Source organism: Nocardioides scoriae (assembly GCF_900104965.1).
Taxonomy (GTDB): Bacteria; Actinomycetota; Actinomycetes; order Propionibacteriales; family Nocardioidaceae; genus Marmoricola; species Marmoricola scoriae.
The window spans coordinates 3857192-3873730 of record NZ_LT629757.1 but is presented as its reverse complement, the minus strand read 5'-3'; the positions used below and the strand labels follow the sequence as shown (position 1 = coordinate 3873730).

At 73.7% G+C, this 16539-nt stretch carries 13 protein-coding genes; 7 read left to right on the top strand and 6 right to left on the bottom strand.

Going from position 1 to position 16539, the window contains the following annotated elements; genetic code table 11:
• Positions 1-61: 61 nt before the first annotated feature.
• The gene (locus tag BLU55_RS18405) at positions 62-1438 is read left to right on the top strand and encodes an HNH endonuclease (protein ID WP_197681042.1); all 1377 of its coding nucleotides are present in this window, start codon (positions 62-64) and stop codon (positions 1436-1438) included.
• 109 nt (positions 1439-1547) lie between these two features.
• Entirely contained in the window at positions 1548-2330 is a 783-nt protein-coding gene (locus BLU55_RS18400; RefSeq protein ID WP_091732787.1) for an alpha/beta fold hydrolase, read from the top strand.
• A gap of 32 nt (positions 2331-2362) precedes the next feature.
• On the opposite strand, the gene BLU55_RS18395 is transcribed toward BLU55_RS18400, so the two are convergent.
• From BLU55_RS18395 to BLU55_RS18370, 6 genes are all read right to left on the bottom strand, one after another.
• Positions 2363-2749, bottom strand: a complete 387-nt coding sequence (locus BLU55_RS18395) for a cupin domain-containing protein (protein ID WP_091732785.1) — start codon at positions 2747-2749, stop codon at positions 2363-2365.
• Positions 2746-3696 carry a class II glutamine amidotransferase gene (locus BLU55_RS18390; RefSeq protein WP_091732782.1) on the bottom strand — a complete coding sequence of 317 codons (951 nt, stop codon included), beginning with the start codon at positions 3694-3696 and terminating at the stop codon, positions 2746-2748. Before BLU55_RS18390 ends, BLU55_RS18395 begins: the two co-directional genes overlap by 4 nt.
• Positions 3697-3722: 26 nt before the next feature.
• Positions 3723-9278, bottom strand: a complete 5556-nt coding sequence (locus BLU55_RS18385; protein WP_231916952.1) for an ATP-binding protein — start codon at positions 9276-9278, stop codon at positions 3723-3725.
• 111 nt (positions 9279-9389) lie between these two features.
• Positions 9390-10046 carry a TetR/AcrR family transcriptional regulator gene (locus tag BLU55_RS18380; protein WP_091732775.1) on the bottom strand — a complete coding sequence of 219 codons (657 nt, stop codon included), beginning with the start codon at positions 10044-10046 and terminating at the stop codon, positions 9390-9392.
• A gap of 53 nt (positions 10047-10099) precedes the next feature.
• Positions 10100-11341 (bottom strand): SpoIID/LytB domain-containing protein, encoded by a 1242-nt coding sequence (locus BLU55_RS18375; RefSeq protein ID WP_091732773.1) that lies wholly within the window; start codon positions 11339-11341, stop codon positions 10100-10102.
• A 121-nt stretch (positions 11342-11462) separates the two neighbouring features.
• Positions 11463-12887: an NAD(P)H-quinone dehydrogenase gene (locus BLU55_RS18370; protein ID WP_231916951.1), complete on the bottom strand. Its 1425-nt coding sequence runs from the start codon at positions 12885-12887 to the stop codon at positions 11463-11465.
• 54 nt (positions 12888-12941) lie between these two features.
• On the opposite strand from BLU55_RS18370, the gene BLU55_RS18365 reads away from it, so the two are divergent.
• From BLU55_RS18365 to BLU55_RS18345, 5 genes are all read left to right on the top strand, one after another.
• A complete protein-coding gene (locus BLU55_RS18365; protein ID WP_091732767.1) occupies positions 12942-13397 on the top strand; it encodes a gamma-glutamylcyclotransferase family protein in 456 nt (151 codons plus the stop codon).
• 35 nt (positions 13398-13432) lie between these two features.
• Positions 13433-14236 carry a purine-nucleoside phosphorylase gene (locus BLU55_RS18360; RefSeq protein WP_091732763.1) on the top strand — a complete coding sequence of 268 codons (804 nt, stop codon included), beginning with the start codon at positions 13433-13435 and terminating at the stop codon, positions 14234-14236.
• A gap of 78 nt (positions 14237-14314) precedes the next feature.
• The gene (locus BLU55_RS18355; RefSeq protein ID WP_091732760.1) at positions 14315-14620 is read left to right on the top strand and encodes a hypothetical protein; all 306 of its coding nucleotides are present in this window, start codon (positions 14315-14317) and stop codon (positions 14618-14620) included.
• A gap of 31 nt (positions 14621-14651) precedes the next feature.
• Entirely contained in the window at positions 14652-15641 is a 990-nt protein-coding gene (locus tag BLU55_RS18350; protein WP_091732757.1) for an aldo/keto reductase, read from the top strand.
• 25 nt (positions 15642-15666) lie between these two features.
• Positions 15667-16518: a crotonase/enoyl-CoA hydratase family protein gene (locus BLU55_RS18345; protein ID WP_091732755.1), complete on the top strand. Its 852-nt coding sequence runs from the start codon at positions 15667-15669 to the stop codon at positions 16516-16518.
• The last annotated feature ends 21 nt before the right edge of the window (positions 16519-16539 follow it).

Here is a 16539-nt window from a genome sequence, read left to right as displayed (position 1 = left end):
CGGGTCCACACCGTCACCACCTCCCTGGACCCTGTCAGAGCCCAGGTCTAAGATCGAACACGTGTTCGATCCATGTGTCCTCGGTTCGCCGGCCCCCACCGCCGTCGACCTCGACCGCGCGCGCGAACGGCTCGCCGGTCTCGACGGTGCCGGGGGGACGGAGGTCGACCACGTGGCCCTGCTGACCGCCCTGGAGTGCCTCAAGGGTGCGATCGCCGCGGCCCAGGCCCGGGTGACCGACCAGCTGGCCCGCGACCGGACCACCCGGGAGGCCGCCCGTGGCGTCCCCGCCGCCCAGCGGTGCCGGGGACTGGCCGCGGAGGTCGCCCTCGCCCGACGCAGCAGCCCCCACCGTGGCGCCCGCGACCTCGGGCTCGCGAAGGCGCTGGTCCGCGAGATGCCCCGCACCCTCGACCTGCTCGCGCGCGGCGAGATCAGCGAGTGGCGCGCCACCGTGGTGGTGCGCGAGACCGCCGTGCTGTCGGCCGAGCACCGCGGCCAGGTCGACGCGGAGCTGGCCGACCGGCTCGGCGGCCTCGGCGACCGGGGGGCGGCTGCCCAGGCGCGGGCGATCGGCTACCGGCTCGACCCCGGGTCGGCGATCCGTCGCACGCGCGGAGCCCGGGCCGACCGCCACGTCAGCCTGCGTCCCGCCCCCGACACGATGAGCTACCTGACCGCGTTCCTGCCCGTCGAGCAGGGCGTCGCCTGCCTGGCCGCGCTGCGCCGTGCCGCCGACACCACCGCATGCGGCAGCGGCTCACCCGGGTCGGACGCGAGCGAGCCGCCCCGCACCCGCGGCCAGGTCATGGCCGACACCCTCGTCAAGCGCCTCACCGGGCAGGAGCACGCGTCCGACGTCGACGTCGAGGTGCAGCTCGTGATGACCGACGGCACCCTGCTGACCGACGACCACGCCCCCGCCCGGGTGGTGGGCTACGGCCCGATCCACGCCGCGCTGGCCCGCCAGGTCGTGCGCGACGCTCCCCGCGCCTGGCTGCGTCGCCTCTACACCCGCCCCGGCACCGGCGACCTCGTCGCCATGGACTCGCGGCGCCGCACCTTCACCGGCGAGCTGCGCAAGTTCCTCCTCGCCCGCGACCAGGTCTGCCGCACCCCCTGGTGCGACGCCCCCGTCCGCCACGCCGACCACGTCGTCCCGGCCGCCGACGACGGCGACACGAGCGCTGCCAACGGACAGGGCCTGTGCGAGGCCTGCAACTACGCCAAGCAGGCCCACGGCTGGCAGGCGATGCCCCTGCCCGGCGACCGCCACCAGGTGCTCACCACGACCCCCACCGGCCACACCCACGTCTCGACCGCCCCCGACCCACCCGGGTGGGTGGCACCCCCTGACGACCTGGGCGACGGCGGCGACCTGGTCCGGTTCTGGTCCTCGTGGCACACGCCCGAGGAGGAGCTGCTGCTGCTGGCATGACAGCGGCCCCGGCTCGGTCCGACGGTGCGGTGCCCGCGCGCCCCTCATGCGTCCTCGCCTGCGCCCGTGGCAGGTCCACCCCGGGGGTCGACCGGCTAGCGTCGAGCAGGTGGCACTGAATCACGTGGTCCGAGGCAGCGGTCGCCCGCTGCTGCTCGTGCACGGCCTGGGCGCCGGGTGGAGGTCGTGGGACCCGGTCCTCGACGAGCTGGCCGCGAGTCGCGAGGTCATCGCGATCGACCTGCCCGGGTTCGGCGACACACCCCCGCTGGACGGCGAGGTCTCGGTCGCCACCTTGACCGACTCCGTCGCGGACTTCGTCCACCAGCAGGGCCTGGACGGCGTCTCGACGGTCGGCCAGTCGATGGGAGGGCGGATCGTGCTGGAGCTCGCGCGCCGGGGCGTCGGCGGCGACACCGTGGCGCTGGACCCGGGCGGCTTCTGGAGCCCCCGCGAGCTCGCGGTCTTCGGGGCGACGCTGCGACCGTCCATCGCGCTGGTGCGGGTGCTGCGGGACAGGCTGCCAGCCCTGCTGGGCAGCCCCGTGGGCCGGACCCTGCTGCTGGCGCAGCTCTCGGCCCGGCCGTGGGCACTGTCCGGCGAGACCGTGCTGCCCGACGTGCGTGGGCTGGCCGACTCTCCGTCGACCGGGGCTGCCCTGGACGCCTTGACCAAGGGCCCGACGCAGCAGGGAGCCCCTGCTGGCACGGCGCCCGGCCGGGTCACGATCGGGTGGGGTCGTCGCGACCTGGTGACCGTCCCCCGACAGGCCGCCCGCGCGAAGGAGCTCTTCCCCGACGCCGAGCTGCACTGGTTCGAGCGCTGCGGCCACTTTCCGCAGTGGGACGCACCCGACGAAGCCGTCCGTCTGGTCCTCGACCGCACCAGCTGACGGCGACGCGACGTGGCGGCCGACCGCGGCCGCTACCCGACGCCCGGCGCCTCGACGTTGACCGTCGGCACCCCGCCGCCCACCCGGGCGATCACGGCGAGCGACGGCTCCCGGGACGGGTTCGACTCCCGGTGGACGGTCCAGGCCGGGACGTGGACGAAGTCACCGGGACCGGCGTCGAGGTAGCCCTCGTGTCCCTCGAACTCCAGGCGCAGCACGCCCCGGACGACGTAGAGGCTCGACTCGTTGCGCTCGTGGTGGTGCCAGCCGGAGACCGCGCCCGGCTCGGTCTCGACCTGGCCCGCCCACAGCAGCGGGAGCTCGAAGGCGCGGGCACGGTGCATGCCCGAGGTGGGGTCGGCGACGACCAGGTCGTCGGGTGTGACGACCCGCACCGGACGCGGCAGCTCGCGGCTCATGTCGCGAGCCTGCGCACCTCGCGCGTGACCGTGCCCCCCACCCGCTCGAGGAACACGATCTCGCCGAACTCCAGGGGCAGCCAGTCATCGGCCTCCTCGGTCAGCGGCTCGGAGGCGAAGATCACCGAGGTCGCCTCCTCCTCGCTGCAGTCGTCGAAGCCGTACGCCGCGTCGTCGTGCGTGAAGTCGCGTCCCATGAGCAGGTACATCGGCTCCAGCAGCATCGACAGCGCGTAGTCGTCCGTGCCGGGACCCGACTTGCGCAGCTCGCGCCAGTCCCCCTCCGGATCGGTCTCGCCATGGTGGCCCGTGCCGACATTGACGCCGATGATCCGGCCGGGCCGCACGAGCGCCATCTTCAGCTTGGCCAGCCCGCCGAGGTCGAGGGTCGCCATCGCGGCGACGACGAGCTCGACCAGCCTCTCGAAGCCGCGCTGGACGTCCTCGTTGCTGTCGCCCTCGAGCAGGGAGAGCAGCAGCACGTAGAGGAACTCGGTGTCGGTGGTGCCCGTCATCTGCTCCAAGAACTCGTCCCGGCAGTGCTGGAGCAGCTCGCGCTGCAGCAGCTTCCAGTGAGGCAGGTCGCCGTTCTGGGCCACGATCCAGGGCGTCCCGGTGTAGCAGAACGGATGGCAGTTCTCGTCCGCCAGCACCGCACCGGCGTCGTAGTCGGCAGCCCGCACGTGGGACAGCAGGGTGCTGACCTGGAGGTGCGGGACGATCCCCTCGACGTTGTCGTCGTAGAACGCCGCGACCGGCCGGCGGTAGATCAGCGGCACGTCCGGCTTGAGCAGGTGCTCGCTCCAGATCCCGAAGCCCCACCCGGCCAGCTGCAGCTGGGGGTGTCGCTCCGGGTCCAGCGTCTGGTTGACCAGGCTGTTGCGGGGCTTGAGGAGCAGGTCCTCGAGCGGGATCTCGGGCCCGAGGTAGGCGAGAACGCGGCACATGCGCTGCAGGCTACGCGCGCACCGCCTCAGCCGCGGGCGGCGTACCCCTCGATCGCCGCCACGATCTCGGGCCGCAGCCGCGCCGCGGGGATGACCGCGTCGACCGACCCGACCTCGACGGCCCGGTGGATGTCGTGGATGCCGTCGAACTCGGCCGCCACCTCGCTGATCTTCTCGGCCCGGACCGCGGTGCGGAGCTGGGCGCGCTCGACCTGCAGGCCGATGCGCTCGGCGCCGCGGGCCGAGGCGATCCGCTCGTCGAGCGACCGGATGGCCGGCGTGGCCGCGGTGCGCTTCTCGACCTCGCCGGTGAAGACGACGGCCGCGGCGGGAGCACCGCCGATGACCGAGGCGAACGACCCCTCGACGGCCAGCACCGTCATGTTCGGGTTCAGCGCCTTCGAGAAGACCACGAACGCCCCGCCGTGGTAGCGGGAGATGACGCAGAACACGATCGGGCCGCGGAAGTTGACGATCGCGCGGCCGATCTCGGCGCCGTACTCCAACTGCAGGTTGCGCATCGACTCCGGCGAGCCGTCGAAGCCCGACAGGTTCGCCAGCACCACGAGCGGCCGGTTGCCGCTGGCGGAGTTGATCGCCCGGGCCGCCTTCTTCGACGACTTCGGGAACAGCGTGCCGGCGGTGTAGGTGTTCGGGCCGTCGGTGGGAGGGAAGCCCGAGCGGCGCACCGACTGGCTCTCGATGCCCAGCAGGCACACCGGGTAGCCGCCGACGTGGGCGTCCTGGACGACGGCGGTGTCGGCGTCGGCCATGCCGGCCCAGCGCTCGAGGACGCCGTGGTCCTGGTCGGCCACCGCACGCATCACCGTGCGGATGTCGAAGGCCTTCTTGCGGTCCGGGTTGGCCGTGGCCGAGAAGATCTCGCCGACCGAGGTGAAGTCGCTGCCCTCCACCGCGTGCGGGAAGGAGGAGATGTCGCGGTCCACCGGGTCGACGGAGGGCGTACGCCGCGGGCCGGTCTCGCCGGGCGCGACGTAGGTGTGCTCGTAGTGGGCCATCAGCACGCCGAACGCGCCGGCGAGGTCGGGCGCCCAGTACTGCGCCTGGCCGTTGGGGCCCATCACGCGGTCGTAGCCGCCGATGCCGTAGTTGTCCTCGGCCGAGACGCCGCCGGAGAAGTCCAGCGACTGCTTGCCCGTCAGCACCATGGCGCTCTCGGGGGTCATGACGAGGATGCCCTTGGTGTGCATCAGCATCGTCGCCTCGGCGTTCCAGTAGGGCTGGGCGCCGACGTTGATGCCGGCGACCACGACGTTGATCTCGCCGCCGTCCTGGGTGAACTCCACGATCCGGCGCAGCGCCTTGGCCACCCAGTCCATGTTCTCGGTGCCGGAGTCCATCGAGATCCGGGCGCCGGCGGAGAGCGCGAACCACTCCACCGGGACCTGCATCTCCTCGGCCAGGTCGAGCGCGGCGATGACGCGCAGGCACTCCTGCTCGGCGACCGAGCCCAGCGACTTCGTCGGGTCGCCGCACAGCACCACTCGGGTGACGCCCTGCGGGTGCAGCGGGGTCGGGGTGGTGACGACGGCGGCGAGGATCCCGGACTTGTTGAGGCCGTAGGGCCGGTCGACGGGGACCAGCCGGCCGGTGTCGTCGAGGTCGTGCTCGACCAGGGAGCCGCCGGGGCCGGCGAGCACGCCGCTGAGCTCGTAGGGGTAGACCAGGCCGCGACGCCGCGACCGGACCACCTTGGAGGTGTAGTCGTCCAGCGGCTGCAGCAGCTCGGTCGGCGGGTCCTCGACGGTCGTGGTGACGCCGGAGCCGGGGCGGGCGCTGAAGCGCACGGCCATGGCGACCGGGTCGGCGCCCGGGACGGCCAGGCGGCCCTGGGCCACGACCTCCTCGACGCCGGCGCCGTCGGTCAGCGGGCTGATCTTCGAGCCGAGCGCGCCCAGCGCGTCGAGGTCGAGGTCGACGACCGGCCACACGTGCACCCAGACGTGGTTGAGGTCGAGCTTCGCGCCGTCGCGGCCGCGGGCCACGCGCTCGCGCCGGATCGACTCCAGGCAGCTCTCCACCGCGCGCTCGGCGTGCGGCAGGGCCGTGATGGTGCCGTCGTCGTCGCGCACGACCGACATCTGCCGGACCTGCGCCAGCGCCACGAGGCGGCGGTCGGAGGGGTTCTCCCGGGCCACGCACTCGTAGAGCAGCACGTCCTCGGGGGCGTCGATGCGGGTGACGTGGAAGCGGCGCAGCCGCCACAGGTCGAGGCGGCGACCGACCATCGGGTGCACCCCGCGGGTCAGGTCGTCCTCGACGATCGCCTGGCCGGAGGACGCGGCGCCCTCGTCGTCGGCGGGACGGAAGGTGAAGTAGCCGACGTGGCGGTCGCCGCCGCCGGCGCAGATGGCGACGCAGACGCGGCGCACGTCACGGGTCAGCGGCAGCGCGTCGAGCAGCGCGTGCAGCTGCGCGCTCGCCTCGTCCGGGGCCGAGGGCGCCTCGGGCCAGGACAGGTAGAGGTCGACGACGGCGTCCTCGCCGGTCGCGCGCTCGGCGACGTGGGAGGCGACGGCGGCGACCAGCTCGGAGCCGTCGACCAGCTCGGCGACGCTGCCGATCGAGGAGACCAGCCGCGTGGGCCGCTCGTCGAGGACGTAGTCGGCGACCACGACGGGCCGGGGCTCGTCGAGGGAGCGCACGTCGTGCAGGTCGTACTCGCGGTAGTGGCGCCGCGCGAGCACCTCGAGCATCGGCTCGCGCTCGGGCACGCCGCGGACCAGGCGGTCGCACAGGAACCCGACGGTCTGCTCGGGGATCGCGGCCAGCGCCTCGATCCGGCGGGCGCGGTCGGGGGCGTCGGCCGACGCCGCGAGCGCCTCCACCTCGTCGCGCATGCCGAGCAGCACGCCCGTGCGCTCGGCGTCGACGGCCGGCTGGTCGAACCACCGGAACCGCACGCTGCGGGCCAGGTCGCCCACCGCGGGGTAGCGCGACTGCGGCACGCGGCCCAGGCGCTCGAGCACCTCGCGGGCCCGGCCGGCGAGGTCGCCGACGGGCGGCGCCTCGCGGCTCCACGCCCCGAGCAGGGCGGCCACCAGCGCCACCTCGGGGGTGGTGCGCTGCTGGGCCAGGAAGATCCGGAAGACCGCCGCCTCGAGCTCGGGGGTGCGGTCGGGCGAGGTGAGCCCGTAGTGGCGCAGCACCCGCTGCAGCCGCTCGCGGAACTGCTCGGGCAGGCCGCCGCGGTCGGCGTCGAGGCTCTGCAGGTAGGTGTGGAAGTGCTCGCGCGAGCTGTGCACCCGCAGCTCGCTCTGGCGGTCCTCGTCGGCCGGGCGGTTGCGGCTCAGCTCGGCGAGGTCGACGAAGGTCTCCAGCAGGGTGACCTCGTCGGACAGCACGGAGCCGGCCCCGACCTGGTCGTCCTGGACGGTGTCGCGCACGGCGAGGTACTCCGAGAGCGCGGCGTCCTGGTCCTCCGGCGGCACGTCGTAGCCGAGGACGACGGCGCTGAGCGCGGCGCGGGCGCGCTCGCGCTGGGTCGCGGGGTCGACGCCCGCGTCGGCCGGCAGGTCGACGCCGGGGCCGGCGTCGGCGACCTCCTCGGTCCCCTCCCCCAGCTGCTCCAGCTTGATGAGCGCGGCACCGGTCTCGACCTGGCTGCCGGTGATGACGTGCAGCTCCTTGACCCGGGCCGGGAAGGGCGCGTGCAGCGCGGTCTCCATCTTCATCGACTCCAGCACGACCACGGTCGCGCCGGCCTCGACCTCGTCGCCGACGGTGACCGGGGTGGCCACGACCAGGGCCGGGGCGGGCGAGCGCAGCACGCCACCCTCGTCGCGGCTGACGCGGTGGGCGACGCCGTCGACCTCGACCAGCGTGGTGGGGCCGTGGGTGGCGGTGACGACGCTGTAGCGCCGGCCGCCGACGACCAGGCGGCGGCGCACGTCGTCGACGTGGGCCATGGCGACGTCGACGGTCTGGGAGCTGGACCCCGAGGAGACGCTGACCCGGAAGCGGCCGGGGCCGGTGTTGATCGTGGCGACCTGGTACGGCACGCCGCGCAGCTTGAGCTCGACCGGACGGCCCACCTCGTGGGAGGCCGAGGGTCGGCCGCCGTGGGCGGTCTCGATCAGCCGGGCGGTCTCGATCCGGACGCCCTCGAGGTAGGCCTCGATGCCGGCGGCGACCACCGCGACGCCCGCGTGGGCGTGGGAGGCGAGCCTGCCCTCGGCGCGGACGCGGTCGATCCAGCCGGTGTCGGCCCACGCGACTCCCCCGGCCGGGTCGCCGCTGACGACCTCGGGCTGGGCGAGCAGGTCGAGCACGAAGCTCTTGTTGCAGGCGCCACCCTCGATGACCACGGTGGTCGAGGTCATCGCGCGGCGCAGCCGGGCCAGCGCCTCGTCGCGGGTGCGGCCGTAGGCGATGATCTTGGCGATCATCGAGTCGAAGTCGGGCGGGATGGTGTCGCCCTCGGCGACGCCGGTGTCGACGCGGATGCCGGGGCCCGAGGGCAGCTCGAGGTGCTCGATGCGGCCCGGGGCGGGGGCGAAGTCGCGGTCGGGGTCCTCGGCGTTGAGCCGGGCCTCGACGGCGTGGCCGACCTCGGCCGGCTTCTCGCCCTCGAGCCGGCCGCCCTGCGCGACGTGGATCTGCGCGCGGACCAGGTCGATGCCGGTGGTGGCCTCGGTGATCGAGTGCTCGACCTGCAGGCGGGTGTTGACCTCGAGGAAGGCGAAGGTGCGCTCGCCGGGGTGGTAGAGGAACTCGACGGTGCCCGCACCGACGTAGCCCACGGCCAGCGCGAGCTGCTCGGCGGCGGTCTTGAGCTCCTCGACCTGCTCGGGGGCGAGCAGCGGCGAGGCCGACTCCTCGATCACCTTCTGGTTGCGGCGCTGGATGGAGCAGTCGCGCACGCCCAGCGCCCACGCGGTGCCGTGGCTGTCCGCGATCAGCTGGACCTCGACGTGGCGGGCGCCGGTGACCAGGCGCTCCAGGAAGACGGTGCCGTTGCCGAAGGCGCGCAGCGCCTCGTCGCTGGTGCGCTGGTAGGCGTCCTCGAGGTCGGCCGGCGAGGCCACCATGCGGATGCCGCGACCACCACCGCCGGCGGTGGCCTTGAGCATCAGCGGGTAGCCCACTTGCTCGGCGGCGGCGAGGGCCTCCTCCAGGGTGTCGACGGCGCCACGGCTCCACGGCGCGACCGGGACGCCGACCTCCTCGGCGATCAGCTTCGAGCCGATCTTGTCCCCCAGCCGGCGCATCGCCTCGGCGCTGGGGCCGATGAAGGTGACGCCGTGCTTGTCGCACAGGTCCACGAACGACGGGTCCTCGGCGACGAAGCCCCAGCCGGGCCACACCGCGTCGGCGCCGGTCTCCAGCAGGGCGCGCTCGAGGACGGCCAGGTCGACGTACGGCCGCGCGGACGCGGGCCCCAGGTCGTGGGCCAGGTCCGCCTGCCGCACGAACATCGCGTCCGCCTCGCCCGAGGTGTGCAGGGCGACGGTCTGCACGTGGTCCTCGACCGGGTTCGCGGCGTTCAGCTCGCTCACGGCGTGCAGCAGCCGCATGGCGGACTCGCCACGGTTGACGATCGCGATTCGACGGAAAGACACGATGGACCCCTCGGGTTGAACGCTGGAAACGCGAGGCTCGTCTCGCATTGGGTCCACCGTCCCACGACTTCGGGGTTACGGGCCAGTCACAAGGCCCGCGCGGGGCGTGTCTCAGGCGCCGGAGCGCTGCTGCGCGGCCTCGGTCTCGGCGGCGATGAGGTAGCCGGTGAGCAGCGTCTTGAGCTGGACCACGGCGTCGGGGTGGGACTGGCCGTCGCGGATGGAGAAGTTGAGCATCGAGTACGTCACATACACCAGCACCTCGGCCAGCGACTGCCGGTGGGTGATCTTGGAGCCGGGGGTCAGCGGAGCCAGCAGCCGGGTGACCTGCGCCGCGAGCTCGCGCTCGTGGGTCGCGGCCAGCGCCCGGGTGGGCGGCGTGGCCTGCATCGCCAGCCACACCGCCCGCCGCGACGGGTCGGTGCGCCACAGGGCGGCGAGGTGGTCGAGCAGCTTCTCGAGCAGGTCGCCCCAGGCGAGGGTGGGGATCTCGGCGGCGAACTCGGCGAGCGCGGTCTGCACGTTGGCGGTGTCGAGGCGGTCGAGCTCGCAGATGATGGCGTACTTGTTGCCGAAGAACTGGTAGAGCGAGCCGATCGGCACGCCCGCGCGCAGCGCCACCTGCTCGGAGGTGAACGACTCGAAGCCCACCTCGACGAGCAGCGCCCGGGCGGCGCGCAGGATGTCGTCGAAACGACGCCGGCTGCGCTCCTGGGAGGGCCGGCGGCGCGGGAGGAACTCCGCGGGGTCGGCGATCTGCGTCGTCATGGGGCCAGCGTACGTGAGGAAAGCCTCCGATCTGGGCCGATCGCCCCCGGCGCTCAGCTGCCGAACCTGATCCAGTCCGAGCGCAGCCCGAACCGCGAGCGGAACGTCGAGCCGCTGACGGTGACCTCGCCCTTGGAGCCGCGGAGCAGCACCGCGGTGGCGCGCCCGCCCCAGTCGCCGTTGCCGTCGCGGCGGGTGACGCGCAGCGACTGCAGCGTCCCGATCGAGGGGTACGCCGACTGCACGGTCGTGCGCTTGAGGGTGGTCGACCAGGTGTTCATCGGGTTGCTGGCGTTGGCGTCGTACGGGTCCGCCTTGGCCACCAGGTAGGGCATGCTGCCGGCGCGCGTCCAGCCGCCGCTGCTGGAGGAGAACTGCGTGAACGCGGGCTCGCCCTTCCAGCGCAGCACCTGGCCGGCGGTCGCCTTGACGGCGGCGTCGCCCAGCGGGTGCTCCGAGCCGACCCCGCCGTAGACCTGGCAGGAGGTGGTGTCGCAGGTGTGCCACGAGCGGCCCAGGTGGTCGGCGCGCTCCCACGCGGCGTAGGTCCGTGCCGCGACGGCCTGGGTGCGCACCGCGGCGCCCTCCCAGGAGACGGGCATCTCGCGGGGCACGACGCCGCGCACGTAGTCGTCGAGGCGCAGCACGTTGACGGTGGCGCCGGCGACGTAGCGCAGCGAGCCGCGGTAGGTCCGGTCGGAGCTCCCGACCCGCAGGGTGACCGTGCCGCCGGGGCGGTAGAAGGCCGCGGCGCCGGACAGCGTCACGTCCTTCGGCGCGTGCGCGCGCCAGCTGCTGCCGGCGAGGTACTCCAGGACGATCCGGCCCGAGACCGTGCGCAGCCGCCACGAGGTCGGGGTGGCGCTCCCCACCGAGGTCGGCAGCACGTACGACGACCCGCTGCCCACCTGGCGCACCCGCAGCCCGGTCGCCGGGAGCACCTGGAGGGTGCCGTCGGTGTCGGCCGTCAGGTGGACCCAGATGTTGCCCGAGGTCGTCCCCAGGGTCGTCCCGGGGTAGTAGAAGGCCAGGATCTGCTGGTGCGTCAGGCCCTTCTGGGCCGCCCCGCGGGCGCCGTACTGCGACATCCCGTGGCCGTGGCCGTAGCCGTGGCCGCGCAGCCTCACCACCCCGTCGGAGGGCACGGCCCAGCCGGCGTCGGCGGCCTGAACGTCGGGGGCGGCCGCACCGACGGGGGACCCCGCGGCGGTGGCCGCCGGTGGGCTCGCGAGCCCGGTCGCGAGCAGGAGTGCAGCGGCGCCGACGACGCCGAGACCGCGTCGGATGCGTGACATGGGGACCTCGGTGACCGGTGGGGTGGGAGACGGACCGGACTCGAGTATGTCTGCCCCTAATAGGACCCGGGACGAATTCCAGAATGCATTTCCATGACGCCCATAAATGACATCGTTGTATTTATCGGGTCGTGAAGTGGTGCATGCGACGGGCCGCCTCGGCGATGGAGCCGCTCATGGAGGGGTAGACCGTGAACACGTGGGCCAGCTGGTCGACGGTCAGCGACTCGGCCACCGCGATCGAGATCGGGTGGATCAGCTCGCTGGCCCGGGGCCCGACCACGACGCCGCCGATGACGATGCCGGTGCCGCGACGGGCGAAGAGCTTGACGAAGCCGTCGCGCACGCCCTGCATCTTGGCGCGTGGGTTGCCGGCCAGCTCGAGGCGCACGGTCTCGGCCGGCACCTCCCCCGCGTCGACGGCCCGCTGCGAGCAGCCGACGGTGGCGATCTCGGGCGCGGTGAAGACGTTGGAGGACACCTGGCCCAGGTCGAGCGGGGTCACGGCGTCGCCGAGGAAGTGCCACATCGCGATCCGGCCCTGCATGGCGGCCACGCTGGCCAGCATCAGCACGCCGGTGCAGTCGCCCGCGGCGTACACCCCGCGGGCGGAGGTGCGCGAGACCCGGTCGACCTTGACGAAACCGCCGCCGTCGAGCTCGACGCCCGCCTCCTCGAGCCCGATGCCGGCGGTCTTGGGGATGGAGCCGAGCGCCAGCAGGCAGTGCGAGCCGGTCACGGTGCGGCCGTCGGTGAGGCGCACGGTGACCTGGTCGCCCTCCCGGGTGACCGACTCCATCCGCGACTTCGACAGCACCTGCATGCCGCGCCGGGTCAGCACCTCCTCCAGCACCTCGGCGGCGTCGGCGTCCTCGCCGGGCAGCACCCGGTCGCGCGAGGAGACCAGCGTGACCTCGATGCCCAGCGCCATGTAGGCGCTGGCGAACTCCGCCCCGGTGACGCCGGAGCCGACCACGACCATGTGGGACGGCGTCTCGGTCAGGTCGTAGACCTGCTCCCAGGTGAGGATCCGCTCCCCGTCGGGCTCGGCGGTGGGCAACGTGCGGGGAGCCGCACCGGTGGCGAGCAGCACGGCGTCGGCCTCGAGCCGCTCCGAGCCGCCGTCGGCGAGGTCGACCACGACCACCCCGGCGCCCTCGAGCCGGCCGCGGCCGTGGCGGACCTCGACGCCCTCGTCCGCGAGGCGGCGACCGATGTCGTCGGACTGGTCGTGGGCCAGCCGCTTCACCCGGGCGTTGACGGTCGCCAGGTCGACGGTGAGCTGGTGGGCGGGGTCGCCCTCGTGGTCCTCGAACTGGACGCCGAGCTCGGGCGCCCCCGAGAACTCCGTCATCAGCTCCGCGGTGGCGATCAGGGTCTTGCTGGGCACGCAGTCGGTGACCACCGCCGAGCCGCCGAGCCCGTCGCTGTCCACGACCGTGACCCGGGCCCCGAGCTGCTGGGCGACCAGTGCCGCCTCGTAGCCCCCCGGCCCGCCGCCGATGATCACGACCCGCTGGCCCTGCCCGAAGTCTGGTGTCGTCACGCGCACATTGTGTCGCATGCGAGGAGCGTCCGATGCGCCCCTTAGGCTGGCGCGGTGACGCTGTACGCCGCCTACGGGACCAACCTCGATCCCGCCCGGATGGGCGAGCGCTGCCCCCACTCCCCGCTGCGCGGCACCGGCTGGCTCGAGGGCTGGCGCCTCACCTTCGGCGGCGAGGAGCACGGCTGGGACGGCGCGCTGGCCACGATCGTCCAGGACCCGTTCGAGCAGGTCTTCGTCGGCATCTACGACATCACCGACGAGGACGTCTCGGCCCTCGACGGCTGGGAGTCGGCCGACACCGGGCTGTTCCGCAAGGTCAAGGTGCGGGTCTCGCTGCTCGACTCCGAGGTCGTGGCGTGGGCCTACGTGCTCGACGCCTTCGAGGGCGGCCTGCCGTCGGCGACCTACCTCGGCACCCTGGCCGACGCCGCCGAGGCCGCCGACGCCCCGGCCGACTACGTCGAGGCGCTGCGCTCGCGGCCCTGCCGCTCCAACTTCGGCGGCTGAGCGACCGGCGTCGGTGGCCGACTAGAGTCCGGCCCGTGACCCCACCGACGACGTACGCCGCCGCTGCGACCGAGGCCGCCGCCGTGCTGGCCGAGAGGACCGGCGTCGAGCGCCACGACGTGGCCCTGGTCCTGGGGTCGGGCTGGCTGCCGGCCGTCGACGCCCTGGGCGAGGTGACCGCCGAGCTCAGCTCGACCGACCTGCCGGGCTTCGCGCCGCCGGCCGTCGAGGGCCACGCGGGCCGGATCCGCTCGGTGCGCGCCGGCGACCGGCAGCTGCTGGTCTTCCTCGGCCGTACCCACCTCTACGAGGGCCTCGGCGTGCGCCCGGTCGTGCACGGCGTGCGCACCGCTGCTGCCGCGGGCTGCCGCACGGTGGTGCTGACCAACGGCTGCGGCGGGCTCGACGAGTCGTGGTCCCCCGGCACCCCGGTGCTGATCAGCGACCACGTGAACCTGACCGCCACCTCCCCGATCGAGGGCGCGAGGTTCGTCGACCTCACCGATCTCTACAGCCCGCGGCTGCGCGCGCTGTGCCGCGAGGCCGACCCGAGCCTCGACGAGGGCGTCTACGTGCAGCTGCCCGGCCCGCACTACGAGACCCCCGCCGAGATCGGGATGATCCGCGCCATCGGCGGCACCCTGGTCGGGATGAGCACCACCCTCGAGGCGATCGCCGCCCGCGAGGCCGGCATGGAGGTGCTCGGCATCAGCCTGGTCACCAACCTCGCCGCCGGGATCACCGGCGAGCCGCTCAACCACGAGGAGGTCCTCGAGGCGGGCCGTGCGGCGGCCAGCCGGATGGGCGAGCTGCTCGGCGGGATCGTGCCCCGCATCTGAGCCGGCCGGACCGCGACCTGTCCGCCGCGGCGGACGGTGCGTTGACACGTGTGCACCGACACCGATAGCCAGGACCGCGTGAGCGACGACGAGCAGGACCAGCAGGACGGGACCATCCTCGACGACGGTGGCATCGACACCGACGAGCGCGCGGGCCGCAGCCAGGGCATCGACCCCGACGCCGAGCCCGACGAGGACACCAAGCACGAGATGGAGGAGGAGCGCGAGCGTCGCCTCGACCCGGACAACCGGCCCGACACCGCCGAGGTCGACAACACCCAGCGCGACTTCGACGTCGAGCGCGGCATGTTCACCGATGCCGAGGAGTACGACGAGAGCCAGCCCCCGCCGTACCCGAAGGACACCGACGACGCCGAGGGCTGACGCCGCTTGGCGCGAGGTGTTGGCTGGGGGCATGACGATCCAGACCCGCACCCTCGGCCGCGACGCCTCCCTCACCGTGTCCACCCTCGGGCTCGGCTGCATGGGGATGTCGGAGTTCTACGGCACCCCCGACGAGCAGGGCGGCCTCGAGACCATCCACCGCGCCCTCGACCTGGGCGTGACGTTCCTCGACACGGCCGACATGTACGGCCCCTTCACCAACGAGCGCCTCGTCGGCCGCGCCCTGCAGGGCCGCCGCGACGGGGTGCAGCTGGCCACCAAGTTCGGCAACAAGCGCGGCGAGGACGGTGCGCGGCTCGGCATCGACGGCTCCCCGGAGTACGTCCGTGCCGCCTGCGACGCCTCGCTGCAGCGCCTCAGCGTGGACCACATCGACCTCTACTACCAGCACCGCGTCGACCAGTCGGTCCCCATCGAGGAGACCGTCGGGGCCATGAAGGAGCTGGTCGAGGCCGGCAAGGTGACCCACCTCGGGCTCTCCGAGGCCGGGCCGGAGACGATCCGACGCGCCCACGCGGTGCACCCCATCACGGCCCTGCAGACCGAGTGGTCGCTGTTCACCCGCGACCTCGAGGACGAGATCCTGCCCGTGGTGCGCGAGCTCGGCATCGGCGTGGTGCCCTACTCCCCGCTCGGGCGCGGCCTGCTGACCGGCACGATGCTCTCGGAGCCGGCCGAGGGCGACAGCCGCGCCACGGCGTACTTCCCCCGCTTCCAGGGCGAGGCGCTGCAGGCCAACCTCGAGCTGGTGCGCCGCATCAAGGACCTCGCCGCCAGCAAGGGCGCGACGCCGGGCCAGCTGGCCCTGGCCTGGGTGCTCGCGCAGGGCGACGACGTGGTCCCGATCCCGGGCACCAAGCGGGTCAGCTACCTGGAGGAGAACGTCGCGGCCGCCGACGTCGAGCTGACCGCCGACGACCTCGAGGCGCTCGACCAGGCGGTGCCGCGCGACGCCGTCGTGGGTGACCGGTACGGCGACATGTCCAGCATCGACGCCTGACCTACCGACCGGTAACCTGCCGGTCATGGCCGCCTCCCCCGCTGCTCCGCCCACCGCTGCGCCCGTGGGCCCCCTGGTCGCGTGCACCGTCGCCGACGGGATCGCCCACGTGCGACTGGACCGGCCGGAGAAGCTCAACGCCCTCACGCTGCAGACGCTCCACGAGCTGGTCGCGGTCGCGCACCGGCTGCGGCGCGACCGCACGCTGCGGGCGGTGGTGCTCTCCGGGGAGGGCAGCTCGTTCTGCGCCGGCCTGGACTTCGGCGCCGTGCTGAGGAGGCCGGCGGGGATCGTCGCGGCGTTCGTGCCGCGACCGTGGCGCGGCACCAACGTCTTCCAGGAGGCGTGCTGGGCCTGGCGCCGGCTGCCCGTGCCGGTCGTGGCGGCGGTCGAGGGCTATTGCTACGGCGGCGGCCTCCAGCTGGCGCTGGCCGCCGACTTCCGGATCGCCTCGCCCGACTCGGAGTGGTCGGTGCTGGAGGGCCGCTGGGGGATCGTCCCCGACATGAGCGGCGTCGTCACCCTCAAGGAGCTGGTCGGCATCGACACCGCCAAGCTGCTGACGATGACCGCCCGCAAGGTCTCCGGCCAGCAGGCCCACGACCTGGGTCTGGTCACCGAGCTGTCCGCCGACCCCGTGGCGGCGGCCCACGACCTGGCCCGCGAGCTGGCCCACCGCTCCCCCGACGCACTGGCCGCGGGCAAGCGGCTCTTCGACCGGACGTGGACGGCGTCGCCGCGCCGCACCTTCGCGCGCGAGCGCGCCGAGCAGCTGGTGCTGCTGCTCGGCGCCAACGCGAGGGCGGCGCGCGCCGCGGCCTTCGCCCGGGACGGCGCCGAGCAGCGCCCGGTGTTCGCACCGCGGACGCGCCGCTGACCCACCGGGTCTAGATTGGCG

What these genes read in the sequence shown, in the direction of transcription:
- BLU55_RS18390 (WP_091732782.1), bottom strand. Translation starts at nt 3,696, where the DNA reads ATGTGCCGCGTTCTCGCCTACCTCGGGCCCGAGATCCCGCTCGAGGAC.
- BLU55_RS18375 (WP_091732773.1), bottom strand. Translation starts at nt 11,341, where the DNA reads ATGTCACGCATCCGACGCGGTCTCGGCGTCGTCGGCGCCGCTGCACTC.
- BLU55_RS18350 (WP_091732757.1), top strand. Translation starts at nt 14,652, where the DNA reads ATGACGATCCAGACCCGCACCCTCGGCCGCGACGCCTCCCTCACCGTG.
- BLU55_RS18345 (WP_091732755.1), top strand. Translation starts at nt 15,667, where the DNA reads ATGGCCGCCTCCCCCGCTGCTCCGCCCACCGCTGCGCCCGTGGGCCCC.
- BLU55_RS18395 (WP_091732785.1), bottom strand. Translation starts at nt 2,749, where the DNA reads ATGAGCCGCGAGCTGCCGCGTCCGGTGCGGGTCGTCACACCCGACGAC.
- BLU55_RS18380 (WP_091732775.1), bottom strand. Translation starts at nt 10,046, where the DNA reads ATGACGACGCAGATCGCCGACCCCGCGGAGTTCCTCCCGCGCCGCCGG.